At 64.8% G+C, this 25,532-nt stretch carries 20 protein-coding genes; 10 read left to right on the forward strand and 10 right to left on the reverse strand.

Annotated features, from left to right (window positions below; genetic code table 11):
* Positions 1 to 34: 34 nt before the first annotated feature.
* On the reverse strand, positions 35 to 1,513 hold the full coding sequence (locus tag A7D16_RS06565; protein WP_064630997.1) for a SulP family inorganic anion transporter: 1,479 nt from the start codon (positions 1,511 to 1,513) through the stop codon (positions 35 to 37).
* A gap of 273 nt (positions 1,514 to 1,786) precedes the next feature.
* Here A7D16_RS06565 and A7D16_RS06570 point away from each other — a divergent pair, with 273 nt between their 5' ends.
* From A7D16_RS06570 to A7D16_RS06590, 5 genes are read left to right on the forward strand one after another with little or no spacing between them, the layout of a single operon-like run.
* On the forward strand, positions 1,787 to 2,134 hold the full coding sequence (locus A7D16_RS06570; protein WP_019304641.1) for an ArsR/SmtB family transcription factor: 348 nt from the start codon (positions 1,787 to 1,789) through the stop codon (positions 2,132 to 2,134).
* Positions 2,131 to 2,352: a hypothetical protein gene (locus tag A7D16_RS06575; protein ID WP_064630999.1), complete on the forward strand. Its 222-nt coding sequence runs from the start codon at positions 2,131 to 2,133 to the stop codon at positions 2,350 to 2,352. The genes A7D16_RS06570 and A7D16_RS06575 overlap by 4 nt, the downstream gene beginning before the upstream one ends.
* Positions 2,353 to 2,354: 2 nt before the next feature.
* A complete protein-coding gene (gene arsC, locus A7D16_RS06580; protein ID WP_064631001.1) occupies positions 2,355 to 2,768 on the forward strand; it encodes an arsenate reductase (glutaredoxin) in 414 nt (137 codons plus the stop codon).
* Positions 2,765 to 3,490 (forward strand): arsenical resistance protein ArsH, encoded by a 726-nt coding sequence (arsH, locus tag A7D16_RS06585; protein ID WP_064631003.1) that lies wholly within the window; start codon positions 2,765 to 2,767, stop codon positions 3,488 to 3,490. Before arsC ends, arsH begins: the two co-directional genes overlap by 4 nt.
* A gap of 12 nt (positions 3,491 to 3,502) precedes the next feature.
* Positions 3,503 to 4,807: an arsenic transporter gene (locus A7D16_RS06590; RefSeq protein WP_064631005.1), complete on the forward strand. Its 1,305-nt coding sequence runs from the start codon at positions 3,503 to 3,505 to the stop codon at positions 4,805 to 4,807.
* A 96-nt stretch (positions 4,808 to 4,903) separates the two neighbouring features.
* Here A7D16_RS06590 and A7D16_RS06595 read toward each other — a convergent pair whose 3' ends face one another.
* The 3 genes from A7D16_RS06595 to A7D16_RS06605 all read right to left on the reverse strand — a co-directional run bounded on the left by A7D16_RS06595 (position 4,904) and on the right by A7D16_RS06605 (position 7,949).
* The gene (locus A7D16_RS06595) at positions 4,904 to 5,905 is read right to left on the reverse strand and encodes an NADP-dependent oxidoreductase (protein WP_064631008.1); all 1,002 of its coding nucleotides are present in this window, start codon (positions 5,903 to 5,905) and stop codon (positions 4,904 to 4,906) included.
* A 155-nt stretch (positions 5,906 to 6,060) separates the two neighbouring features.
* Positions 6,061 to 6,816: an SDR family NAD(P)-dependent oxidoreductase gene (locus tag A7D16_RS06600; RefSeq protein ID WP_064631010.1), complete on the reverse strand. Its 756-nt coding sequence runs from the start codon at positions 6,814 to 6,816 to the stop codon at positions 6,061 to 6,063.
* A 50-nt stretch (positions 6,817 to 6,866) separates the two neighbouring features.
* Entirely contained in the window at positions 6,867 to 7,949 is a 1,083-nt protein-coding gene (locus A7D16_RS06605) for an alkene reductase (protein ID WP_064631012.1), read from the reverse strand.
* Between the two features lie 130 nt (positions 7,950 to 8,079).
* On the opposite strand from A7D16_RS06605, the gene A7D16_RS06610 reads away from it, so the two are divergent.
* A complete protein-coding gene (locus A7D16_RS06610; RefSeq protein ID WP_064631014.1) occupies positions 8,080 to 8,655 on the forward strand; it encodes a TetR/AcrR family transcriptional regulator in 576 nt (191 codons plus the stop codon).
* A gap of 115 nt (positions 8,656 to 8,770) precedes the next feature.
* Here the strand turns inward: A7D16_RS06610 and A7D16_RS06615 are convergent, their stop codons facing one another.
* From A7D16_RS06615 to A7D16_RS06640, 6 genes are all read right to left on the reverse strand, one after another.
* Complete coding sequence (locus tag A7D16_RS06615) at positions 8,771 to 10,198, reverse strand: DHA2 family efflux MFS transporter permease subunit (RefSeq protein ID WP_064631016.1); 1,428 nt, start codon at positions 10,196 to 10,198, stop codon at positions 8,771 to 8,773.
* Between the two features lie 451 nt (positions 10,199 to 10,649).
* Positions 10,650 to 11,636: an HD-GYP domain-containing protein gene (locus A7D16_RS06620; RefSeq protein WP_064631018.1), complete on the reverse strand. Its 987-nt coding sequence runs from the start codon at positions 11,634 to 11,636 to the stop codon at positions 10,650 to 10,652.
* Between the two features lie 34 nt (positions 11,637 to 11,670).
* On the reverse strand, positions 11,671 to 15,765 hold the full coding sequence (locus A7D16_RS06625; protein WP_064631020.1) for a response regulator: 4,095 nt from the start codon (positions 15,763 to 15,765) through the stop codon (positions 11,671 to 11,673).
* A gap of 213 nt (positions 15,766 to 15,978) precedes the next feature.
* On the reverse strand, positions 15,979 to 17,283 hold the full coding sequence (locus A7D16_RS06630) for a DUF445 domain-containing protein (RefSeq protein WP_064631022.1): 1,305 nt from the start codon (positions 17,281 to 17,283) through the stop codon (positions 15,979 to 15,981).
* Positions 17,284 to 17,478: 195 nt separating this feature from the next.
* Positions 17,479 to 18,351, reverse strand: a complete 873-nt coding sequence (locus A7D16_RS06635; RefSeq protein WP_064631024.1) for a hypothetical protein — start codon at positions 18,349 to 18,351, stop codon at positions 17,479 to 17,481.
* Positions 18,352 to 18,493: 142 nt separating this feature from the next.
* Positions 18,494 to 19,846 (reverse strand): omega-aminotransferase AptA, encoded by a 1,353-nt coding sequence (locus A7D16_RS06640; protein ID WP_064631026.1) that lies wholly within the window; start codon positions 19,844 to 19,846, stop codon positions 18,494 to 18,496.
* A gap of 516 nt (positions 19,847 to 20,362) precedes the next feature.
* Between A7D16_RS06640 and A7D16_RS06645 the strand changes: the two genes are divergently transcribed.
* The 4 genes from A7D16_RS06645 to A7D16_RS06660 are packed head-to-tail and all read left to right on the forward strand — an operon-like array spanning position 20,363 to position 25,495.
* Positions 20,363 to 22,042, forward strand: a complete 1,680-nt coding sequence (locus A7D16_RS06645; RefSeq protein WP_064631028.1) for an OFA family MFS transporter — start codon at positions 20,363 to 20,365, stop codon at positions 22,040 to 22,042.
* A gap of 6 nt (positions 22,043 to 22,048) precedes the next feature.
* The gene (fdhD, locus tag A7D16_RS06650; protein ID WP_064631030.1) at positions 22,049 to 22,894 is read left to right on the forward strand and encodes a formate dehydrogenase accessory sulfurtransferase FdhD; all 846 of its coding nucleotides are present in this window, start codon (positions 22,049 to 22,051) and stop codon (positions 22,892 to 22,894) included.
* Positions 22,891 to 25,239 carry an FdhF/YdeP family oxidoreductase gene (locus tag A7D16_RS06655; RefSeq protein WP_064631032.1) on the forward strand — a complete coding sequence of 783 codons (2,349 nt, stop codon included), beginning with the start codon at positions 22,891 to 22,893 and terminating at the stop codon, positions 25,237 to 25,239. The genes fdhD and A7D16_RS06655 overlap by 4 nt, the downstream gene beginning before the upstream one ends.
* Positions 25,229 to 25,495, forward strand: coding sequence for a hypothetical protein (locus tag A7D16_RS06660; RefSeq protein WP_064631034.1), 267 nt, complete (start codon positions 25,229 to 25,231; stop codon positions 25,493 to 25,495). The genes A7D16_RS06655 and A7D16_RS06660 overlap by 11 nt, the downstream gene beginning before the upstream one ends.
* The last annotated feature ends 37 nt before the right edge of the window (positions 25,496 to 25,532 follow it).

The raw sequence follows: 25,532 nt of genomic DNA on the forward strand, positions 1-25,532 counted from the left end.
CCGGTTTTTGCGAGGCCTTTTGCAAGGGATGTTGTCAGTGACCTGCCGACAATGTTGCTCCCTCTTGCCTGTGTGTCCCCAGTTTTTCGATCAGGGTATCGCTGGCCTCGTTGAGTCCGTTGACCTCGACGTCTGCGCCATGGGCGCGCAATTTGAGTACCACCCGATCGAGCGCACCCACTGCGCTGATGTCCCAGAAATGCGCATGCGTCAAATCGATGATCACCTTCGCTGGCGGACTGAGATAGTCAAAGCTGGTGGCAAACTGACCGGCCGACGCAAAAAAGACCTGGCCGCGTACGTCGTAAACGCGCACCCCATCGTCGCGGTCGATCTCGACAACACTGAGCATCCGCCCCACTTTACGGGCAAAGAACAGCGCAGATAGCAGGACACCTGCAAGCACGCCCTTCGCCAGGTCGTGCGTCCATACGGTGACGATTACCGTGCCGATCATGACCACCGACGAACTCTTCGGGTGCTGTGTGAGATCGCGCAATGATGTCCAACTGAAAGTGCCGATGCTCACCATGATCATCACGGCAACCAACGCGGCCATGGGGATCTGACGCACCCAAGGCGCACCGTAGACCACCATCAGGAGCAGCACGACGCCGGCCGTCATGCAGGACAACCGGCCGCGGCCACCTGACGTGATGTTGATGACCGATTGACCGATCATTGCGCAACCGGCCATCCCGCCGAAAAGCCCGGAAACGATATTGGCTACGCCCTGGCCAGCACACTCCCGATTACGCTGAGACGGGGTGTCGGTCATATCCTCGACGATCTGTGCGGTCATCAACGACTCCAGCAAACCGACCACTGCCAACGTGACCGACACCGGGAACAGGATCCTAAAGGTGTCCAGCGTCCACGGCACCTCGGGCAGGAGAAACGAAGGCAAGCTGTCGGGTAACGTCCCCATATCGCCGACAGTGCGGATATCCACCTTCCAGTACATGCAGATGGCAGTCATCGCAACGATTGCCACAAGCGGGGAGGGCACTGCTTTGGTCAATTGCGGCAAGAGATAGATGATTGCCAAAGCAGCAGCGCACACTGCATAGACTTGCCAGGGCATGCCGATCAGCTCCGGCAGCTGTGCCAGAAAGATCAGAATCGCCAGCGCATTGACGAACCCGGTGATGACCGAGCGCGAGACGAATCGCATCAATGCACCCAGCCGTAGCACTCCTGCAATGATTTGCAGTGCGCCGGCGAGCAGCGTGGCTGCGAGCAGATAGTGCAAGCCATGGTCCTTGACCAGATCGACCATCAAGAGCGCCATGGCACCGGTCGCAGCGGAGATCATGCCAGGGCGTCCCCCAGCGATCGAGGTCACCACTGCAATGCAAAACGCTGCATAGAGTCCCACCTTGGGATCGACGCCAGCGATGATCGAGAAGGCGATCGCCTCCGGAATGAGCGCGAGTGCAACGACCAAACCTGCAAGCACATCGCCACGCACGTTGCCGAGCCATTGCTGGCGCAACGAATAAAACGTTGACATTGGATTCGACTCCACGCGCCGGAGAGCACACACGGCGCGCACTAAATAAGCGGACAGACCTCACATTCCCTGAAAAGGGGCACGAAACCGTGTGTGGGTCAGGGCGGCGTCATTAGGGGGGGGGCGAACCGGCGAGTAGCGAGCGCATAGTCTAACTTGCATTTGGGCCTTGCTCAATGCGTACACGTCGATGGGCACGCACGCCAACAATCCGGCGGCAACGGGCAATGGGCAATTATTGCACTCTACAAGGATTGTTGTAATAATAGATGCATGGACGATAACCGTGCTGTCTCTGCCCTTGCCGCGCTTGCGCATGCCGATCGACTGGCCGCATTTCGCATGCTGGTGCGTGCCGGGCCGCAGGGCGTGCCGTCCGGGGAGATCGCCGATGCGCTATCGATTCCACCAACCCGCATGAGCTTCCATCTTTCAGCGCTGGAGCGCGCCGGTTTGCTGCGCTGCTGGCGGGATGGGAGGCGGATCTTCTACGCCGCCAACTACGAAGACATGCGCCAGCTGCTTGCCTTCCTTACCGAGGATTGCTGTTCCGGAAATCCGGATATCTGCCGCGACCTCATCACACTCACGGCCACTTGCACTGCGGAGACCTGCACATGAGCGATGCCACGTCCTTCAATGTTCCGCCAAACCACGCGCATGAAAGTGGCGTCCTGCAGCGTGCAGCCTTCCGGCAGGTGCTTCCTGTCATGGAAAGCCGCATTACCGCGTTTTTCGCCTTGCCGATTGTTTCTCTTCAACAGTCGAGGCTGACGATGAGTTCGCACGAGATCGGGCACATGGCAGTTGCCTCGATGCCGCGCCAGCAGGTGCCGTGATCATGGGCGTGATCATCTATCACAATCCGGCCTGCGGCACGTCCCGTAATACGTTGGAAATGATCCGCCAGTCCGGCGAGACACCCGAGGTCATCGAATACCTGCAGACGCCACCCACCCGGACGACGCTGATGGAGCTGATCGCTACGATGGGACTTGCCCCGCGCGACCTGCTGCGCAAGAAAGGTACGCCCTATATGGAACTGGGGCTGGATGATCCAGCGCTGAGCGATGACCAGTTACTGGATGCGATGATGGCGCATCCCATCCTGATCAACCGGCCCATCGTCGTGACCGACAAGGGCACCGCGTTGTGCAGGCCATCGGAGAAGGTGCTGGATTTCCTCAACGATCCAGTCCGCTCCTTCATCAAGGAGGATGGCGAGGTGGTGAGCACGCCGGGAGCGAACGCGTGAGCGAGGAAGTCACCAACGACCTTCCGAACATCGATACTGCCCAGTTCACCCCTATCGATACGCAATGTCTTGCCGGACCCAACGACCCGGCGCACCCTCCGCGTATCCTGGTGCTGTACGGATCGGTGCGTGAGCGCTCCTACTCACGGCTCCTGGCGCAGGAGGCCGCACGATTGCTGCGCTGGTACGGCTGTGAGGTTTGCATCTTCGACCCGCGTGATCTGCCGCTGCCCGACGGTACAGATGCCTCGCATCCGAAGGTGCAGGAGCTACGGCAGCTTGCCAACTGGTCCGAGGGGATGCTGTGGGTCAGCCCGGAACGTCATGGCGCCATGAGCGCCATCCTGAAGGCGCAGATCGATTGGATTCCCCTGGCGCTCGGCGCCACGCGGCCCACCCAGGGCAAGACGCTGGCACTGATGCAGGTCTGCGGTGGTTCGCAGAGCTTCAACTCGGTCAATCAGATGCGCATTCTGGGCCGCTGGATGCGCATGGTGACCATCCCGAATCAGTCGTCTGTCGCCAAGGCATTCCTGGAGTTCGATGACGCGGGACGGATGAAGCCTTCGCCGTATTACCAGCGCGTCGTCGACGTTTGCGAGGAGCTGGTGAAGTTCACCTGGCTGGTGCGCGGCCGTTCGGCTTATCTCACCGATCGCTATTCCGAACGCATCGAGAGCGCCGAACAACTATCCAAACGCGTCAATCAGCGCGCTATCTGACGGACCTGAAGCATGCTCGCTCTTGCGATCTTCGTTGTGACTCTCGTGCTCGTCATCTGGCAGCCACGCGGTCTGGGCATCGGCTGGTCTGCGCTGGCCGGGGCGGCCGTCGCGTTGGCGACCGGCGTCGTTGGCTGGAACGATGTCGGCACGGTGTGGCACATCGTCTGGGATGCGACGTTTACCTTCGTTGCGCTGATCGTGATGTCGTTGATTTTGGATAAAGCCGGGTTTTTTGCCTGGGCCGCGCTGCACGTCGCCCGCTGGGGCGGTGGCAACGGCCGAAAACTTTTTCCGATGATCGTGCTGCTCGGCGCGGCAATCGCCGGGCTGTTCGCCAACGATGGTGCAGCGCTTTTGTTGACACCGATCGTACTCGCCATCTTGCTGCGTCTGCATTTTCCACCGGCGGGCGCGCTGGCGTTCACCATAGCCTGCGGCTTTATCGCCGATACCGCCAGCCTGCCGCTGGTGGTATCGAATCTGGTCAACATCGTCACTGCAAATTATTTCGGCGTGCCGTTCGGCCGCTATGCCGCAGTGATGCTTCCGGTGAACCTGATCTCGGTCGCTGCGACCCTGTTGGTCCTGTGGGTCTGGTTCCGCCGCGATATTCCTGCACGCTACGCCGTCGATGAACTAGAGCCGCCGCACACGGCTATCCGCGATCGGGCAGTCTTTCGCGCGGCGTTCCCGGTGCTGTCCTTGTTGCTGGTCGGTTACTTCGTGACCGGCCCGCTCGGCGTGCCGATCGCCCTGGTGACAGGGGCTGCCGCGCTATTGCTGATGGCGATTGCGGGACGATGGCTGACCGGCGGGCGCGGCGCCACCTTGGCGCTGGTCGAGATTCTGCGTGGTGCACCCTGGCAGATCGTCCTGTTCTCGCTGGGCATGTACTTGGTGGTATACGGCCTGGGCAACGCATGGCTCACCAGCGCGGCAACCGGCGTTCTGACCTGGTTGGCCGCCCAGGGCGAATTGGTGGCCACCATCGGGACCGGCTTCGCTGTGGCGGTGCTGGCATCGGTCATGAACAACATGCCCGCGACGCTGGTGGGCGCGTTGGCGATCAATGCGGCCGATGTTCCTGCACACACACGCGAGCTGATGCTCTACGCCAATGTCGTCGGCAACGATCTTGGGCCGAAGTTCACGCCCATCGGATCGCTGGCGACGTTGCTGTGGCTGCATGTCCTCGCAGACAAGGGGCAGCGCATCACATGGGGCCAGTACATGAAGGTCGGCCTCATCCTGACGCCGCCGGTCCTGCTGGCTGCACTCATCGCATTGTGGGCTTGGTTAACGATCATTTCCTGAGCTGGTAGGCATCGTGCATCTGTAAGAACAGGTGCGCTCCACGCCTGCCTGTCCGGCCGACGCGCTGCCGAGACTGCTGACACGAACGCGTAGGGCTCATCTCATCTTGACGACCACCTTGCCTTTTGCGCGCCCCTTGGCCAGATACTCCAACGCCTGCGCTGCCTGCTCGAACGGGAACACCGTGTCGATGACCGGGCGGATGCGTCCGGCTTCGAGCAGTTCGCCGAGTTTGGCCAGTTGCGCGCCGTCCGGGCGAACGAACAGAAATGCGTAGGACACGTCGCGCTTTTTGGCCAGGCGTTTGATCTTGCGGCTCATCAGCCCGAACACCAGCGTCAGCAGACCGTTCAAGCGCCGGGCGCGGGCGAAGGCCGCATCCAGCGGCCCGACGAGCGAGACGATCTTGCCGCCGGCCCTGAGAATGCCGACAGATTTTTCCAGTGCATCGCCCTTGGTTGTGCCCAGCACTACGTCGTAGCCGCGCAGCACGTTTTCGAATTCCTGGGTCTTGTAATCGACCACATCATCAGCGCCCAGGGCGCGCACCAGTTGCACGTTGCCGGTACTGGTGGTGGTTCCTACGTGCGCGCCGATCTGCTTTGCGAGCTGGATGGCGAAGGTGCCGATGCCGCCGGAGCCGGCGGGAATGAAGACCTTCTGGCCGCGCTGCAGCCCGGCGCGCTCGGTCAGCGCTTGCCAGGAGGTGAGCCCGACCATGGGAATGGACGCGGCCTGGACGAAATCCAGGTTCGCCGGTTTCAGCGCGGCGGCGCTTTCGGGTACCACCGCAAATTCGGCGAGCGAGCCGGTGCCCAGATCGAACACGCTGGCAAACACGGCATCGCCTTTCTTGAAGCGGGTGACGCCGCTGCCGACCTCGGCGACGATGCCTGCCAGATCGCTGCCCAGCGTGGCAGGCAGGTCGAACTCGAGCACCGGTTTGAATATTCCGGTCATGACCATGTTGTCGATCGGGTTGACCGATGCCGCGTGCACTTCGACCAGTATTTCGTCGGGTTTCAAGGCCGGCTGTGGCAGCTCGGAAAAACCGACTCCGGGCGATTTGCCATAACGCTGGAAGGTGAGCGCTTTCATGTAGTTGGAAGTCCAATCCTGTCGTTGGGTAGGCGTGGCCGGGTGCTGTACGCGTCCCGTAGCCGTCACCTGTTGCGTTCGCGCATCACGCCTCACCCACGCGCCCGCGGCAGTCGCCTTGCCGACTGCCGCGGGCAGGGCACCGGCGTGAATCGTCAGTTGCGTAGCTGGTAGCGCTGCGCCGCGGTCGCCTGCCGCAGATCGGACAACAAGCCCTGGCGTGCGCCATCCAGTGCATCCCAACGCTCGGCCACATGCAGCGGCGGAATGGTCACCAGCTCGCGACGATCGAAGCCGACCAGTGCAGCGTCGACCAGTTCGCCGACATCCATCAGGTCGCTGAGCGTGTTGATGTCGATCCCTGCACGCTCCCAGATCTCGGTGCGCGTACCGGCCGGCAGCACTGCCTGCACGTACACGCCCTTGGCGCCAAGCTCCAGGTGCAGGCCCTGCGACAGGAACAGCACGAAGGCCTTGGTGGCGCCATACACGCTCATGCCGAATTCGGGAGCCAAGCCCACCACCGAGCCGAGGTTGACGATTGCGCCGCTACCGGACTGCGCAAAGCGCGGGGCGACAGCAGCGGAAAGGCGCGTCAGGGCGGTGATATTGAGCGCGACCAGGCGTTCGATCGTGTCGGCGTTCTGCTCCAGGATGCCGCCGGACTGGGCGATGCCGGCGTTGTTGATCAGCACGCCGATCTGCGCATCGGCATGCTGGGTGAGGTCGGCCTGCAGTACATCGACACTGATGCCGTGTGCGTTCTGCAGGCGCGCCGCAAGGGCATCCAGGCGTGCCTTGTCGCGGGCGACCAGCACGAGGTTGTGGCCGCGTTGCGCGAAGCGTTCGGCGTAGACGGCACCGATCCCGGTGGATGCGCCAGTGATGAGGACAGTGGGAAGCGTGGTCATGGTGGATTCCTGAGTTCAGAAGGTGTGGCGAATGGCGTTGGCAGGACGCATTAGCCGGAGACGGTCGGGTAATCGGTGTAGCCCTCGGCACCGCCGCCGTAGAGCGTGGCCGGATTCAGCGGTGCCAGCGGCGCGCCACGTTGCAGGCGTTCGACCAGATCCGGGTTGCTGATGAAGGCGCGGCCGAACGCGAACAGGTCGGCCTTGCCCTCGCTGAGTTGGGTGGTGGCCAGCGGCTGGTCGTAACCGTTGTTGGCCAGGTAGGTGCGCGTGAACCGGCTGCGTAACGCGTCGTAGTCGAACGCGGCGAAATCGCGCGGGCCACCGGTCGCGCCTTCGACCACATGCAGATACACGATGCCCAGGGCGTCGAGTTGCTCGGCGATGTAATCGTATTGCGGCTGCGGGTCGCTGCCGGAGATGCCGCTTGCCGGCGACACCGGCGAGATGCGCACGCCGGTACGCTCGGCGCCGATTTCCTTGGCCACCGCAGCGACAACCTCCAGCAACAGACGTGCACGATTTTCGATCGAGCCGCCGTAGGCATCGTTGCGCTGGTTGGCACCGTCCTTGATGAACTGCTCCAGCAGGTAGCCGTTGGCGGCGTGGATTTCGACGCCGTCGAAGCCGGCGGCAATCGCATTGGCGGCGGTCTGGCGGAAGTCATCGACGATGCCGGGCAATTCGTCCAGTTCCAGCGCGCGTGGCTCGGAGACATCGGCAAAGCCGTTGTTGACGAACACCTTGGCCGCTGCGCGGATTGCCGAGGGCGCAACCGGTGCGGCGCCGCCTGGCTGCAGGTCCACGTGCGAGACCCGGCCCACATGCCACAGCTGCACGAAGATGCGCCCGCCCCTGGCATGCACCGCGTTGGTGACCGCGCGCCAGCCGGCGATCTGCTCGGGCGTGTACAGGCCGGGGGTGTCCTGATAGCCCTGCGCTTGCGGCGAGATTTGCGTGGCCTCGGTGATGATCAGGCCGGCCGACGCACGCTGGGCGTAATAGATGGCGGCCAGCGCGCTGGGCACCAGGCCGGCGCCGGCCCGGTTGCGGGTCAGCGGGGCCATCACGACGCGATTGGCCAGCGTCAGCGTGCCCAGGGCATAGGGTTCGAACAGCGAAGAGCGGGTCATTGGCGGTGCTCAGACGGAAGGGTTGGCAAAGATTACGACCAAAATCTAACATGTCAACATGTTGATTACGGTCGACATCAATGTATCTTTCAGGCTCCCCAGTCCCGCATCCCCACGGAGTGACCCCACGATGAAAGTGACCAAGGCCCAGGCCCAGGCCAACCGGGCGCATGTCGTCGAAACGGCATCGGTGCTGTTTCGCGAGCGCGGATACGACGGCATCGGCATTGCCGATCTGATGGCCGCCGCAGGCTTCACCCATGGCGGGTTCTACAAGCAGTTCCGCTCCAAGGCGGATCTGATGGCCGAGTCGGCAGCCTGTGGCCTGGCCAACATCGCTGCGCAGAGCGCGCACGTGGACAAGGCGGATTTCGTCAATTTCTATCTGTCCCGCGGACACCGCGACAGCCCTGCCACCGGTTGCACGATGGCCGCGCTCGGCGCCGATGCCGCGCGTCAGCCGGAAGAAGTGCGCGAGGCGTTTGCGGTGGGGGTGGAGAACGTGTTGACTGCGCTCGACCGTAGCGGCGCAGCGCCCGGCACCGCCGAGGCCGCGCATGAGCGCGCCAGCAACCTGGACATCATGGCGCACGCCATCGGCGCGATCGTGTTGTCGCGGTCGTGCCCGAACGATTCGCCGCTGGCCGACGAAATCATCGCGGTGTGTCGTGAGCAGATCCTGTCGTCGTTGCAGCCATCCAATTGACCGATGCACGAGGGACGAGTCACGCAAGGCGACGGTTTGCGCCGCGCAACGGCGACGCGCTACATCACGATACCTGCTGAGGTGCTGCCGTGCTTATCGCTGATCGCAACACGCTCTAAGCCCGATGCCCGCTCATTTCCTGCCCGGCATCCTTGTCGAAGCGCACATGCCACCAGGTGGCGCTGAGCGAGATCAGGCTGACCACGCAGAACGCCAGCGAAAAATCGCGTTGCGCCGGTTGGGTGTGGTCGCCGGCCAGCATGGCCAGTTTGAGGATCATCGCGCCGGCACACACGCCCACCGAGAGCATCAGCTGCTGCAGGGTGGTGTACAGGCTGCTGGCGCGGCTCATGCGCGCGCGGGGCACGTTTTCGTAGGCAATGGTGTTGTAGGCGGCGAACTGGAACGACATGAAGGCGCCGCAGCACAACAGCAGCCCGAACATCAGCGCCAGGGGCCAATCGGGACGGAACAGCGCGCACACCATATAGCCCAGGCTGGCCAGCACGCCATTGCCGATCAGGCTGTTGCGGTAGCCGAAACGGCGCAGCAGCTGCGGGGTGATGCTGCGCATCAGCAGCGCGCCCAGTGCGGTGGCCAGGATCAGACGCCCACTGTGCGCAGCGCTCATGCCGAAGCCGATCTGGAACAGCAACGGCAGCAGAAATGGCTGCGCGCCCTGGGTGATGCGCATCAGCGCGCCGCCAATCACCGACAGCCGGAACGAATCGATGCGCAGCAAGCTCAGGTCCAGCAACGCGGCCGGGTGGTAGCGCGCATGCCACAGATAGCCCAGTGCAGCGGCCGCGCCGGTGGCCAACAACCAACTGGCCATGCCGATGCCACTTTCCTGGCTGACCATTTCCAGGCCGAACAACAGGCAGCCCAGCGCCACGCCGCACAGCACGAAGCCGCGCAGGTCGAAACGTGTTGGCGCAGCCTCGGCGGGAATGTCGGGGATGAACCGGCGCACCAACAGGAAGCCGGCGATGCCGATCGGCACGTTGATGTAGAAGATCCAGCGCCAGTCCAGATACGAGACGAAAAAGCCGCCCAGTGGTGGGCCGAGCATCGGGCCGATGAAGGCGGGCACCAGCGTCCAGGCCATCGCAGAGACCAGATGGCGGCGCTCCACCGTGCGCAGCAGGATCAGCCGGCCCAGCGGGGCCATCATCGCGCCGCCAGCGCCTTGCAGCACGCGTGCGGCCACCATGGTGGGCAGGCTGTCGGCCAGCGAACACAGGATCGAGCCGGCGACGAACACCCAGATCGAGGCGCCGAACACACGGCGCAGGCCGAAGCGGTCGGCAATCGCGCCGCTGGCCGGGATCAGCACCGCCAGCGCCAGCAGGTAGCTGGTCATGGCAATGCTCATGGCCGGCGCGGCCACGCCGAAGTCGCGCGCCAGTGTAGGCAGCGCGGTCGCCAGCACGGTGGCATCCATCTGCTCCATGAAAATGGCGCAGGCCAGGATCAGCGAAATAATGCGGTAGTCGGGATAACGCGGCGGGGTAACGCCGGCGTCGGACACGCTGGAAGGCATCGGACTCTCGGTTGCGGGGCTGCATCGACGGCGCCAGTGGGGCGTCCGGATCGGCCCGCGTCGCACGATGATGTGCGGCGCAACATGGATAATTGTCCGCTGCTACGGGGCGGGGTTCAAGCGCACCTGAGTAACAGTGCGTGCTTGTCGATGCAGACGCGGTGGTTTTGATATTGGGCGGTGGCGTTGATGCAGCGGTTGGCGGCTAAGGCGGCTGGTGGTGACGTAGAAGCGCGCGATGGCGATATAGGACGCGCGAAGTGGTGGTTAGTCGGCTGGTCGTCCCAGAGCTGCCCGTACCCTCATCCGGCGCTGCGCGCCACCTTCTCCCGATGGGAGAAGGATCCAGAGCCCCTCTCCCGGCGGGAGAGGGGTTGGGGTGAGGGTACGGCGGAAGAAAGCCAACCCTGACATCGCGCAGGGGCGGTTGTCTTAGCTACCCGAATCAGCGCTATGCCGCCGGGCTGTCCCAGGCGTCCTTGATTTGCAGGATCTGCGGCAATGCCTCGCGGAAATGGTGCACCAGCCGCGGTTCCAGTTGCTTGCCTGCCATGCTCTCCAACTTGCGCATGGCGTCTTCCACCGTCCATGGCGCCTTGTAGGCGCGCCGCCCGCACAGTGCGTCGAACACGTCGGCCACCGCCACGATGCGTGCGGATTCGGGAATGGCATCGCCCGCCAATCCCTTGGGATACCCGCTGCCGTCCCAGCATTCGTGATGATGCAGCGCGATTTCCGCGGCCAGCTGAAACACCGGGCCGCGGCCGTGGCGCAGCAGGTCGTGGCCCGCCTGCGGATGCTGGCGCACCACCGAGCGTTCGTGTTCGTCCAGTGAATCGGGCTTGTGCAGGATGCTGCCGGGTACCGCGATCTTGCCGGCGTCGTGCAGCGGGGCGGCGTCCTGCAGGGTCTGCGCCTGCTGCGGCGACCAGCCCACCGTCTCGGCCAGGACCCGCGCATACACCGCCATCCGCCAGATATGCGCGCCGGTGTCGGCGTCCTGGCCCTGGCCGGCGGTGCCGAGTAGATGGATCGCGTCGCGGTACTGCTGGGCCAGCCGCGCATTTTCGGCCAGCTTCAACTGCGTGGCGATGCGTGCCTTGAGCAGCGCAGGCGAGTAGGGCTTGCTGACGTAATCGGCCGCGCCCGCTTCCAGCCCGAGACGTTCGTCGTGCTCGCTGTTGCGCGAGGTCACGAACAGGATCGGGATGGCGTTGCTGGACGGCAGCTGCTTGAGCGTGCGCGCCACCGCATAGCCGTCCATGTCCGGCAATTCGACATCCAGCAGGATCAGCTTGGGCGTGTGGCGGGTCACCGCATCCAGGGCTTCACCGCCGGATTTGGCGAACACCAGCGCGAAGTCGTCGCGCAGCAGCTGGCGCAGCGTCGCCAGGTTGCTGGATTCGTCGTCGACACACAGCAGGGGACGGGACGGCATGGTCGATCCTTGCCAAGCGGCTCGGTGAGCGCGGTCAGTGCAGGTGGGTGGTCTGCCACTCGCGCAACGTGGTTTCGGCGCGACGGAAGTCGAAATCTTCGACCGCGCGCTGCAGTGCTTCCTGCAACGTGCGCGGTAAACGTGGCGCGCAGATCAGCAGCGCGTGGTCGATCTGGTCTGCATCGTCGCTGGCAAAGGCCGATGTCAGGATCTGCACGCTGTCTGCATCCAGTGCCACGCCATCGTCATCGGCAACACTCTCGCTGTCGCTGTCTTGCAGGAACGCGCGGATCGCTTCGGCGGTGCGCTGCATGATGTCCTTCAACACGATCAGCGAGGCGGTGATGTCGTGCCCTTCGTCGATACGCATTTCCAGATCGCCGGCAGCACCGGCCAGCGCCGGCAGCGCGAGCGAGCCGGCCGCGCCACGCAGTTTGTGCGCCATTGCGCCGATGGCCGGCAGTTCGTTGCGGCGCAGATGTTCCGCAGCCACTTCCGCAGGGTCGGGGTTGTCGCGCAGCAGCTTGATCAGATAACGCGCATATGGCTCGCGTTCGCGCCACAGGCTGCGCGCGCGCGCAGCGTCCAGCAGTTCGGGGTCGCTGTGCTCCCACTCGGGGCCGGCGTGCGCCTCTGTTTCATGCGGCAGCGATGGGATCCGCCGTATGCCCGGCTGCAGAAAGTGACGAATGGCAGTGACCAATTCTTCGACGTTGAACGGCTTGGCGATAAAGCCATTCATGCCGGCTTCCAGCGCCTTTTCCTGTTGCGGGCGGAACGCGCCGGCAGTCAGCGCGATCACCGGCAAGCTGGCCAGGGCCGGGATCTGGCGCAGCCGGCGGGTCGCCTCGTAACCGTCCACCACCGGCATCTGCACATCCATCAACACCAGATGAAACAGGGTGGGCGCGCGCCTGAGCGTGCTCACCGCCTGTTCGCCATCGTGGGCGACGGTGACCGTGGCACCTTCGCCTTCGAGAATGCGCTGCGCCACTTCGCAATTGATTTCGCTGTCGTCCACCAGCAACAGGTGCGCGCCTTCCAGGCGGCGCGCAACGAACGTGGGCGTGGCCGGGCGGGCGCCGGGGCGCTGGTCCACCAGTTGTTCGACCAACCGGTGCAGCGCCGCGCCGGTCACCGGCTTGGTCATCACCGCATCCAGGTCCTGTTGCTCGGGGTGCTGTTCCAGCAGGCGGCGCTCGTAGGCGGTGACCATCACGATCACCGGATGCGGGCCCGGCACGGCGCGCGCACGAATCTCGCGCGCAATGGCCACCCCGTCGATATCGGGCATGCGCCAGTCGAGCAGGAAAACATCGTAGGGCTCGCTGGCCTGCTCTATCGCCTGCAGTGCGGCCTGCCCGCTGGCCACCGCATCCACGCGCCAGCCAAGTTCGGTGGCGATGCGCACCAGATTGTTGAGCGCCGCATCGTGGTCGTCGGCAATCAATACGCGCGGCATCGCTTCCGGCGGCAATGCCGGCAAATCGCGCTGGGTTTGCGGCGGTGCGGATTTTTCCAGCGTGATCACGAAATAGAATTCGCTGCCGCGGCCGGGCACGCTTTCCACTTCCAGCTCGCCGCCCATCAATTCGATCAGGCGCCGGCTGATGGTCAGCCCCAGGCCGCTGCCGCCATAACGCCGGCTGGTGGAGGTATCGGCCTGCAGGAACGGCGAAAAGATCAGGCTCTGCTTTTCCTTGGAAATGCCAATGCCGGTATCGCGCACCGAAAACAGCAGCTTGAGCTTGTTGGGGTCGCCGCTGGGGAAGCGCCGTACCGACAGCACCACTTCGCCCTGTTCGGTGAACTTGATCGCGTTGCCGACCAGATTGACCAGCACCTGATTGATGCGCAGCGCATCGCCGAGCAGCCAACGGCTGTCGCGCGGCAACGGCTCGACGATCATTTCCACCGGCTTGGCGCTGAGCGAGGAACGCATCAGGTCGGCGATGTTGTCGAACAGCTGGTTGAGATCGAACGGGGCGCGTTCCAGATCGATGCGCCCGGCTTCGATCTTGGAGAAGTCCAGGATGTCGTTGATGATTTCCAGCAGCGTGCGGGCGGAGCGATCGATCTTGGTGACCATGTCCTGCGCGGCGCCGGGCAGCTCGCTGCGCTGCAGCAGGTACAGCATGCCCAGGATGGCATTCATGGGCGTGCGGATTTCGTGGCTCATGTTGGCCAGGAAATCGGACTTGGACTGGTTGGCGCTCTTGGCCGCATCCATTGCCAGACGCAGCTGTTTTTCGTGCAGTTTTTGCTCGGTGAGATCCACCGCCACGCCCAGGTAGCCGATCACCTGGTCGTGGTCGTCGCGCAGGGTGCTCAAGGTCAGCAGCACCGGCAGCCGCCGCCCGTCGTGGCTGACGTAGGTCCACTCGCTGGTGTCGCTGCGGCCCAGGCTGGTGAGCGCAGCCACCGCTTCCAGCGTGGGCGCCACCGGCGTGCCGGTCTGGTCGGCGAGCATGTGCGCACGCTCCTGCAGTTCTTCCGGCTCGATGAACTGGCTGGCCTTGCGCCGGCCGATCACCTCTGCCGCGTTGTAGCCCAGCAGTTTTTCCGCCGCCGGATTGAACAGCGTGACGAAGCCGCTGGAGTCGGTGGCGATGATGGCATAACCGGCGTGCGCCAGGATCGCGCGTTGCAGCACCGAAAACTTCACCAGCTCGCTGGTGCGCTCGGCCACCTGATGTTCGAGCGAGGCGTTTAGATCGATGATGCGTTGGTGCGAGCGCACGCGATCGGAGATGTCGCGGAAGAAATGCGAATGCCCGCTGAGCGTGCCTTCGCTTTCGATGATCGGCGCCTTGCTGGCCAGCACATGCACCTGATGCCCGTCGCGATGGCGCATGCTCTGCGCCGCTGATGCATTGCCCGGATGCGCAGCGTCGACAGGGTCGATGTCCGGCATTGCATACGGCTGCGGCGACAGCAGCATGGTCAGGTCCTGACCGATGGCCTCTTCGGCGCTGTAGCCGAACATCGCCCCGGCAGCGGGGTTCCAGTGGGTGATGCGCCCGTCCGGAGTTTCGGCAACGATGGCTTCGCTGGAATGGCTGACCAGCGCGGCCAGCTCCATCTGCTTGCGCAGCACTTCTTCGCGGCGCAGGCCATTGCTGAAATACAGCACCAGCAAGGCGGCGAACAGCACCGATGCGCTCATCACCAGCCCGCCGATCAGCCAGGGCGAACTCTGGTTGAGCGAGGCGACAAAGCTGGCGGTGGGGTGGGCGGTGATAACCCAGGTGCGGCCGTAGATCGGCAGCAGCTGCACCACCGGCGGACGCAGCGCGCTGTCGCTGGCGGGTATGCCGCTGCGATAGAAGTTATGGGTCGGCTCGTTGCGGTCGGACAGATCCAGCGCCACATCGTCGCGTTCGCCCAGTGCGCTTTGCACCATCTGTTCGACGCTGAAGGGGGCATACACCCAGCCACTGGTGGCAACCATGCGTTGTTGCGGCGTCTGCAACGGCATGCCTTCGTGATAGACCGCCAGCAGCACCAGGAATCCGCTTTCGGTGGGGACGCGGTAACCGGACAGCGAGATCGGCGAGGTCATGATCGGCTCGCCGCTGCGCGAGGCCTGCAAGGCGGCAGCGCGCCGGCGCGGCTCGGACGCGATGTCGATGCCGAGCGGACGGTTGCCCGAGGATTCCGGTTCGAAATACAACACCATGTAGCGCTCGCCATCCCAAGGCGCCAACGGCCGGCGATGGATGTCCGGCGCGCCGTCGGCGCGCGCTTCCTGCAGAAACGCCGCTTCGTCGGCGGGTGCGACGCGGTGGATGTAGCCATAACCCAGCACGCCGGGAAACTCGCGCGCATAATCCCGCGAGCGGCTGTACAAGGTGAAGCGTTCTCGACTGATGATGCCGCTGCCCGCGCCGATCACCGCACCGCGTGCGCCGCGCAAGCCGTGTTCGAAGGTATACATGCGCTCGCTGATATTGCGTGCCAGCGTACGCACCACATATTGAAAGCGTTGCTCGCGCTCGAGCTCGTTATGCCGTTGCAGCCACACGCCGGTAACGATGGCGGCAACCAGACCGGCGATCAGGATCAGCAGTGCACCAAAGAATGCGCGACGCCCGTATTGCCTGCGCAGATCCCAGCGGCCCTTCGGCATATTCGTTCCTTCGCCCTGCCTGTTGCATGCCCAGTGTGCTGGCCGACCGACACGTCGACCTCGTGGTACCGCCTGACGATGATCCAGCTGCGTGCAGTCCCCTGAGCGCGGAACAACAACGACTGCGCTCACCGCCTGACGACCGCTCGTACGTTCTGTTCGCCGCGTTAAGCCTGCGCGTGATCCCGGTGGGCGATCAACGCTTGCATTGCATCAGAACGAGAGCCAGATCGACAACGCGTGAAGGATGAGCCCGATCAATCCACCAACCAACGTTCCATTGAAGCGAATGTATTGCAGATCGCGCCCGACACCCAATTCCAATTGTTCGACGAGGTGACGTTCGTCCCAACTTTTCATCGTCGAGGCAATATGTTCGGTCACCGATGTGCGCAAGCGCGTGGTGAGTTTGTCGGCGGCCTGCAACATATGTTGATTGAGCGCTTCACGCAGCGAGGGATCCTGCGACAGGGCCTGGCCGAGCGATTGCATCGAGCGCTCCATATGCGCGGCCATCGAGGACTGCTCGCGCGCCAGATCGTTGCGCAGTGCGTCGCGGATTTCGCCCCATAGGCCTTGCACATATTCCTGCAGTGCCGGGTGTTCGATCGCGCGTTGCTTGAGTTCTTCCACGCGTACGGCCATCTCCGGCTCGTCGCGCAAGCGCGTGATGTAGCGCTGCAACCACGCCTCATAGTCGAGCCTGATTGGGTGCTCGGGCGTCTTGAGGATGTCCTGCAGTTCTTCGATCGCCGCGCGCGCCATGCGGTCGGCCAGGCTGTCGCCGATCTCCTCGATCGGCTTGACCCAGTTCACGGTGCCGACCAGCTTGGGCCACTCGCGCCGCGCGTATCGCACGATCAAGGCTGAGGCGCGCGTCTTGACCTGTTCCTGATCCAGCCATTCGCCCAGCCGCAGCAACACTTCGTCCAGCAATTTCTGATGGCGCCCGTCGGTGGTGAGCAGGGCCATGACATCGCCGACCGTGGCGGCGGCATTCCATTTGCGCAGGCGGTCGACCACGAAGCCTTGAATGGCGCGCCGCACTGCCGCTTCGTCGAGCAGCTCCAGCGCCTGCAGCATCCAGCTGCGTGCCATCTGCGCCAGCATGCGCGCCTGTTCGGGCTTGGCCAGCCAATCGCCCAGGCGGCTGGCCGGGTCGAAGACGCGCAGCTTTTCCATCAAGGCATCGGGGGCGAGGAACTGGTCGCGCACGAAGACGGCGAGGCCGTCGGCCAGCCGGTCCTTGCCGCGCGGCAGGATGGCGGTATGCGGAATCGGCAGGCCCATCGGGCGGCGGAACAAGGCCACCACCGCGAACCAGTCGGCCAGTGCGCCCACGGTGGCGGCTTCGCAGAAGGCCGACACCCAGGCCCAGATGCCGTGTTCGCCCATCAGGTGGCTGACGACAAAGCCGGCGAACATCGCCAGCAGCAAGGCCACCGCCAACAGCTTCATGCGCTGCAGCTGGGCACGACGGGGATCGATGGGGCGGGGAGTGCTGAGACTGGGTTCCATGACTGAAGTGTACTCAGTCGTCTGACCAGGGCATGTCCACGACCACACGCCATACCGCCGTCACCTGGCGCGATCCCTCTCCCTGCACGTAGGAGCGCCCTTGGGCGCGATTGGGCGTTACTGGGAATGCGTCATCGCGCCCAAGGGCGCTCCTACGCAGGGCAACCCGGATCAGGCGTTCCATCGGTCGCGCACTCAGCCGCGCAGGCGCTCCAGCTGCGATTGCAATGCGGCGACCTTGGCCTGCAATGCGGCGTTTTCGTTTTCCAGTTCGGTGACGCGGCGCTGCAAGGCCTTGACGTCGCGGCGTTCGGCTTCGCCGCCTTCGGCCTGGTCGGGCTTGGGTTTGCGCTTGGCATCGCGCACGCGTTTGGCGGCCTGCTTGAGCTCGGCCTTGCCGGCCTGCGCGGCTGCGCGTTGTTCGTCTTCGGACAGCGTGGCTACCGCGGCGGCGGCGCTGATCGAAATCTCGCCGGCCTTCACCGCCTGCACCACTTCCGGGGCGGCCTGTTTGTGGATGCGCTCGATCATCACCACCTGGTTGCTGCTCAGGCGCGCCTCGCGTGCCAGTTCGGCGCGGCTCACCGGGGTGGAGGTCTCTTCCCACGGCGGGCTGTCGCTATCGCCGGCTGCCGGTGCGGTGCTGTTGTCGCGCAGGGCGCCGTCATCGCTGCTGCCGTCTGCGTGCACGTCGTCCGCCGGCGGTGCTTCGGCAGCGGCATCGGCATCGCGCTGGGAACGCTGGCGTGCGGCCAGGATTTCGCGCTTGCGCAGCGCCAGCACGCCGCGCTGGAAGTCGGACACGCTGCGCCGGCCCAGGTGCTGCTCGATCATCCACAACTGCACATCCTGCATCGACTGAAAGCGCGGGTTCTGCACGGTCTGGAACGGCAGGTCGTGCTTCTGGCAGATGCCGTAACGGTTGTGGCCATCCACCAGCACATCGCCCCACAACACCAAGGCATCGCGGCAGCCTTCGGCCAGCAGGCTGCGTTCCAGCGCCTCGTGCTCGTCGGGGGTCAGCGGGTCGATATAGGCCTTGAGTTCTTCTTTGACAACGATGTTCATGCGGCAACTGCTGGGGGTATACGGGGCGGGCATTGTAGTGAGCCTGCCGCCGCTTTGCGCGCTTGACGTGGCGCCCGCGCGCGTGACACGCGGGCGCCCGTCGGCCAGCGAAAATTGCAGTCCCGGGTTTCGCCTGCTGCGCTTATGCCACCTGGCGCAGAATCGTGCCCAGTATCTCCACCATCTGCCCGATCTGCTCCGGCGTGACGATCAGTGGCGGCGACAGCGCGATGACATCGCCGGTAACGCGCACCAACAGGCCGCCTTCGTGGAAGCAGCGCTCGAACACCTCGAAACCGCGCGCGCCCGGTGCACCGTCGCGCGGCGCCAGTTCGATCGCACCGATCAGGCCGATGTTGCGGATGTCGATCACATGCGGCAGCCCGCGCAAGCCGTGCAGGGCGTCTTCCCACTGCGGGCCGAGCGTGATCGCACGCGTGAACAGGTCTTCCTCGGCATAGGTATCCAGGGTGGCGATCGCCGCCGCGCAGGCCAGCGGGTGGCCGGAATAGGTGTAGCCGTGAAACAGTTCGATCGCGTTCTGCGGCCCGTGCATGAAGGCATCAAAGATCGCATCGGCCACCAGCACCGCGCCCATCGGCACGGTGCCGCTGGTCAGCCCCTTGGCGGCGGTGATGATGTCGGGAGTGACGCCGAAGCGCTGCGCGGCAAACGCCTCGCCGACCCGGCCGAAGCCGGTGATGACCTCGTCGAACACCAGCACGATGCCGTGGCGGTCGCAGATGGCGCGCAACCGCTGCAGGTAGCCCTCCGGCGGCAGGATCACGCCGGCCGAACCGGAGACCGGTTCGACAAAAACCGCGGCGATCGTGGACGCATCGTGCAGGGTGATCAGCCGCTCCAGATCGTCGGCCAGTTCCGCGCCATGCGCGGGCAGCCCGCGCGCATACGCATTGCGCTGCAGATCCAGCGTGTGCCGCAGATGGTCGGTGCCGGCCAGCAACGGGCCGAACCACTTGCGGTTATTGGGCAGCCCACCGATGGACATGCCGCCGAAGCCGACCCCGTGATACGCCTTCTCGCGGCCGATGAAGCGGGTGCGCTGGCCCTCGCCGCGCAGGCGGTGGTAGGCCAGCACGATCTTCATCGCGCTATCCACCGCCTCCGAGCCGGAGTTGGTGAAGAACACATGGCCCAGGCCGGGCGGGGCGATCGCGGCCAGCCGCTGCGCCAGCACGAACGGCAGCGGCGAGCCCATCTGGAAGGTGGGGGCGAAATCCAGCGTGCCGGCCTGTGCGCGGATCGCCGCCACGATGCGCTCGCGGCCGTGGCCGGCGTTGCAGCACCACAGGCCGGCGGTGCCGTCCAGGATCTGGCGGCCGTCGACGTCGCAGTAGTACATGCCCTGCGCCGAGGCCAGCAGGCGCGGGCGCGCCTTGAACTGGCGGTTGGCGGTGAACGGCATCCAGAAGGCGTCCAGCTGCGCCGGTGCCTGCAGCGCATCCGCCGCATCGCTGGGAAGGTAGTCGGGCATTGCAGGCTCCGTCGCTCGGGATCGCCCGACTGTACGCAGCTGGCACCTCGGCCGTCACCTCGATGCCGGCAGGCGCATGGCGTGCCGGCCGTCAGCCGGCCACGCGATCGGCCACCGGCCCTTCGCAAGCGCGTATCGCCGCCCTGCGATCGCTGCCGATGCCGGGAGCGGTTTCGCGACGTGGGTGGCGAAGCGCAGACAGACTAGTCAATTAGTCGCAGCCCCGGCCGCTAACACCAAGGAACGCTTGTGCGGCGTGGGGTTTGGCAGCGCGTTGCAACGCTGCGGGGCACTCGCGAGCATTGCAAACAGGCAGGGATCGCCGATGATGCGCCAGACGACCGCCGGTTGGGGCTGGTCGCTGTAGCTGCTCATCTCGCAACGCGTTGTTTGATCGCAGCCGTCAATCGTATTCGGAACGGCCGACAGGACGTTGCCATCGCCCGCAAGGCCATGGCGGCACGCCCGTCAGCCGTGCTTATCGCAGTTCATCGTTGATTTTTTGGGGAAATGAGAATGACGCAAGGGTCCACCGTGGCGACAGCCAGCGGCGCAGACGCCGGTCTACTGTCCAAGGAGCGCATCATTGCGCGGCCGGGGTTCAATCGTTGGTTGGTCCCGCCGGCAGCATTGGCGATCCACCTGTGCATCGGCATGGCCTACGGCTTCAGCGTGTTCTGGCTGCCGTTGTCCAAGGCGTTGGGCATCACTGAGTCGATTGCGTGCCCGGCCGACATGGGCCTGTTCGCGCGCATGGTGGCCACCACCTGCGACTGGAAGATCAGCGAACTGCAGTGGATGTACACGCTGTTCTTCGTGCTGCTGGGCTGTTCGGCGGCGATCTGGGGCGGCTGGCTGGAGCGCGCCGGCCCGCGCAAGGCCGGCGTGGTCTCGGCGCTGTGCTGGTGCGGCGGCCTGGTGATTTCGGCAGCCGGTATCCACTTCCATCAGATCTGGATGCTGTGGCTGGGCTCGGGCGTGATCGGTGGTATCGGTCTGGGCCTGGGTTACATCTCGCCGGTGTCGACGCTGATCAAGTGGTTCCCGGACCGTCGCGGCATGGCGACCGGCATGGCGATCATGGGCTTCGGCGGCGGCGCAATGATCGGCAGCCCGCTGGCCGATGCGCTGATGCGCCACTTCGCCACCCCCACCTCGGTGGGCGTGATGGAAACCTTCCTGGTGATGGCGGCGCTGTACTTTGTCTTCATGATGGCCGGCGCGTTCGGCTACCGCGTGCCGCCGAGCGGCTGGACCCCCGCCGGCTGGACCGCACCGGTGGCCAGCAGCAACGCCATGATCACCGCCAACCACGTGCACGTCAGCAAGGTCTGGGGCATCCCACAGTTCTGGCTGCTGTGGGGCGTGCTGTGCCTGAACGTCTCGGCCGGTATCGGCGTGATCGGCATGTCCTCGCCGATGTTGCAGGAAGTATTCGGCGGCCGTTTGATCGGTGTGGATGTGGGCTTCGGCAGCCTGGATCCGACCCAGCTGGCCAGCATCGCGGCCATTGCGGCCGGGTTCACCGGTCTGCTCAGCCTGTTCAACATCGGTGGCCGGTTCTTCTGGGCCAGCATGTCCGACAAGCTCGGCCGCAAGAACACCTACACGCTGTTCTTCGTGCTGGGCATCTGCCTGTACGCAGCGGCGCCGTCGGCTGGCGGCATTGGCGGCATCGCGCTGTTTGCAGGCATCTTCTGCATCATCCTGTCGATGTACGGCGGCGGCTTCGCCACCATTCCGGCGTATCTGGCCGACCTGTTCGGGACCCAGATGGTTGGTGCCATCCACGGCCGTCTGCTGACTGCCTGGGCCACCGCGGGCATCCTCGGCCCGGTGGTGGTGGGATATATGCGCGAGTACCAACTGGCGCACGGCAGCCCGCCGTCACAGGTCTACAACACCACCATGTACATCCTCGCCGGCATGCTCGTGCTCGGCCTGATCTGCAATTTGTTGGTGCGCCCGGTGGCCGCGCGTCACTTCATGACGCCTGACGAACTGGCGCGCGAAAAGCAGCTGGCGCACGAGAAGGTGGACCGCAGCGGTCACGGCGTGTTGCCGCCGGAGCAACTGGCGCGCATCGGCCATGGCGGCAATCCCGCGCTGGTTGCATTCGCCTGGATGGCGGTGGGTATCCCGATGCTGTTCGGTATCTGGGTCACCCTGCAAAAAGCCTTCGTGCTGTTCCATTGAGATGAGATGACCAGTCCGTCTTCCCGTTCCGTGCGTCCCGGCAGTGTGGTGCGCACGGTCCGTCGCCATCGCGGTGGCCGCAGCGCCACGGTGCAAGACATGGTGGCGGCCGAAATGCCGGTCGCCTTCATCTACAACGGCGTGCCCTTCGCAGTGATGATGGCCACGCCGGAGGACCTGGAGGATTTCGCGCTCGGGTTCTCGTTGAGCGAAGGCATCGTCGATCACGCGCAGGACTTGCGCGTGATCGCGGTGGAGACGTTTCTGGAAGGCGCTTCGCTGCAGATCGAGATCCCGCCCGAGCGGGCAGCCGCGTTGGATCAGCGGCGGCGCAATCTGGACGGGCGCAGCGGTTGCGGGGTGTGCGGCAACGAATCCATCGAGGCGGTGCTGCGTGTGCCGCCGGTGCTGCAGTCGTCCCTGCAGATCGACGTGGATGCCTTGGCGCATGCGCTGGACGCGCTGCATGCACGCCAGCCCATCGCCGCGCAGACCGGCGCCGTGCACGCGGCCGGTTGGGCCGATGCGCAGGGCAATGTGCAACTGGTCCGCGAAGACGTGGGCCGGCATAACGCGCTGGATAAATTGATTGGTGCATTGGCGCGCGCGCGCATCGATGCATCGCACGGGTTTGCGGTGGTCACCAGCCGCGCCAGTTACGAAATGGCCATGAAAGCCGCGCAGGCCCGAATTCCGCTGCTCGCAGCGATTTCGGCACCCACCGCGCTGGCGATCAGCCTGGCCGACAGTGCGGGACTGACCCTGATCGGGTTTGCCCGCGATCACGATTGTGTTGTTTACAGCCATTCGCAGCGCCTGGATCTGGGCGTTAGCGTGGGAGAGCCCGCATGAGCAAGAAAACTATCCAGCAGTACGACAATCCCGCGGGCGGCTGGGGCGCATTGCGCTCGGTGGCCAAGCATCTGATGGAACAGGACATCGCAGTGCAGGGCGCCAAGACGCTGCTGCACGCCAACCAGCCGGACGGCTTCGACTGCCCTGGTTGCGCCTGGCCGGACCGCGACCACACGTCCACTTTCGAATTCTGCGAAAACGGCGCCAAGGCCGTGGCAGCCGAGTCCACTGCGCGCCGCGCCGGGCCGGAACTGTTCGCCTCGCACAGCGTCAGCCTGTTGTCGCAGTACAGCGACTACTGGCTGGAAGGGCAGGGCCGGTTGACCCACCCGATGCGCTACGACGCGGCCACCGACCACTACGTGCCGGTCAGCTGGGACGATGCCTTTGCGCACATCGCCGGGCATCTCAACGGGCTGGCGTCGCCGGACGAGGCGATCTTCTACACCTCCGGGCGCACCAGTAACGAGGCGGCATTCTTGTATCAGTTGTTCGTGCGCGAGTTCGGCACCAACAACTTCCCCGATTGCTCCAACATGTGCCACGAGCCCTCCGGCACCGCGTTGCGCTCGCAGATCGGCGTGGGCAAGGGCACGGTGTCGTTGCACGACTTCGAGCTGGCCGATGCGATCTTCATCTTCGGGCAGAACCCGGGCACCAACCATCCGCGCATGCTGGGCGAGTTGCGTCAGGCCTCCAAGCGCGGTGCGGCGATTGCGGCATTCAATCCGCTGCGCGAGCGCGGGCTGGAAAAGTTCGCCGATCCGCAGGACAAGCTGGAGATGCTGCACAACGGCTCCACGCGCATCGCGTCGGATTATTTCCAGCTCAAGATCGGCGGCGATCTGGCCGCAGTGAAAGGCATCATCAAGCATGTGCTGGAGCGCGATGCGCAGGCACAGCGCGATGGCACGCCGCGCCTGCTGGATCTGGATTTCATCCAGGCGCACACGGCCAATTTCGACGCATTCGCGGCCGACGTGCATGCGGAAGCCTGGGACACCATCGTCGAAGAATCCGGTCTGGACGAAGCGGCGCTGCACAAGGCCGGGGAGATCTATCTCAATGCCGAGCGCGTGATCGCCTGCTGGGGCATGGGCATCACCCAGCACAAGCATTCGGTCGCCACCATCCACATGATCACCAACTTGCTGCTATTGCGCGGCCACCTGGGCCGCCCGGGCGCGGGGGTCTGCCCGGTGCGCGGGCATAGCAACGTGCAGGGCGACCGCACGATGATGATCTACGAAAAGCCGCCGGCCGCATTCCTGGACAAGCTGCAGTCGGTGTTCGGTTTCGCGCCGCCGCGCGCAGACGGTTTCGATACCGTCGGTGCGATCGAGGCGATGCTGGATGGGCGCGGCAAGGTGTTCTTCGCAATGGGCGGCAACTTCGCCGCCGCCACGCCGGATACCGACGCGACGCACCGCGCGCTGCGCAATTGCGACCTCACCGTGCACGTCACCACCAAGCTCAATCGCAGCCATCTGGTACACGGGCGCGATGCCTTGATCCTGCCGTGCCTGGGTCGTACCGAAATCGATATCCAGGACGCCGGCTCGCAAGGCGTGACGGTGGAAGATTCGATGAGCATGGTGCACCTGTCGGCCGGCATCAATCCGCCGGCTTCGCCTGATTTGTTGTCCGAGCCGGCGATCGTGGCGCGGCTGGCCGAGGCGACGTTGGGTGCGCGCAGTGCGATCCGCTGGCGTTGGCTGGTGGGCGATTACGACCGCGTGCGCGACCTGATTGCGCAGGTATTCCCGGACTTTGCCGGCTTCAATGAGCGCGTGCGCACGCCGGGCGGCTTTCGCCTGTCCAACACCGCGCGCGACCGCCAATGGGTGACGCCGGAACAACGCGCGGTATTCAAGCCGCACGCCGTGCCCACCGACAATCCAATCCATCGTGCGCGCCGCAGCCACACCGAGCAGATGGTGTTCACGCTGGCCACCACGCGTTCGCACGATCAATACAACACCACCATCTACGGTTTGGATGACCGTTATCGCGGCGTCTTCGGTGAGCGCCGTGTGCTGTTCATCAATGGCGCCGATATCGCGGCGTTGAACATGAAGGCCGGCGATTGGGTGGACCTGGAGAGCCTGTGCGAGGACGGTGTGCACCGCGAGGCGCGACGCTTCCTGCTGGTGGACTACAACATTCCGCGCGGCTGTCTGGCTGCGTACTACCCGGAAACCAACGCGCTGGTACCGTTGTCCAGTTTCGCCGACGAGGCGCGTACGCCGACCTCCAAGTCGATTCCGGTGATCGTACTGCCGCATCGTGCCGAAGCCGCCGACGCGGCACCGCGCGACATTGGAGCGGTGCTTGTCCGCTGATCCACAGCTCACCGTGCAGCTGTTGCACATGCTTGCGGACGCACCGGATGGGATGTCGCTTTCCAAGCTGTGCAAGCAGCTGGGCGTGCGCATGAGCGTGCTGTTGCGCACGCTCGCCTGGCTGGGCAACGCAAACCTGGACGGTCAGCCGGGCCCGGACTGGGTCCGCGTGGAAGACCGTGGCGAGCGGCAATTCGCGGTGCTGACGTCGGTGGGACGCGCTGCCACGCCGCCACGGGCGCGCGAACCGGAGTGAGTCCGGTCGGGCCGGCGATGCCGCTGGTGAACAGGGC

Source organism: Xanthomonas nasturtii, assembly GCF_001660815.1.
Taxonomy (GTDB): Bacteria; Pseudomonadota; Gammaproteobacteria; order Xanthomonadales; family Xanthomonadaceae; genus Xanthomonas; species Xanthomonas nasturtii.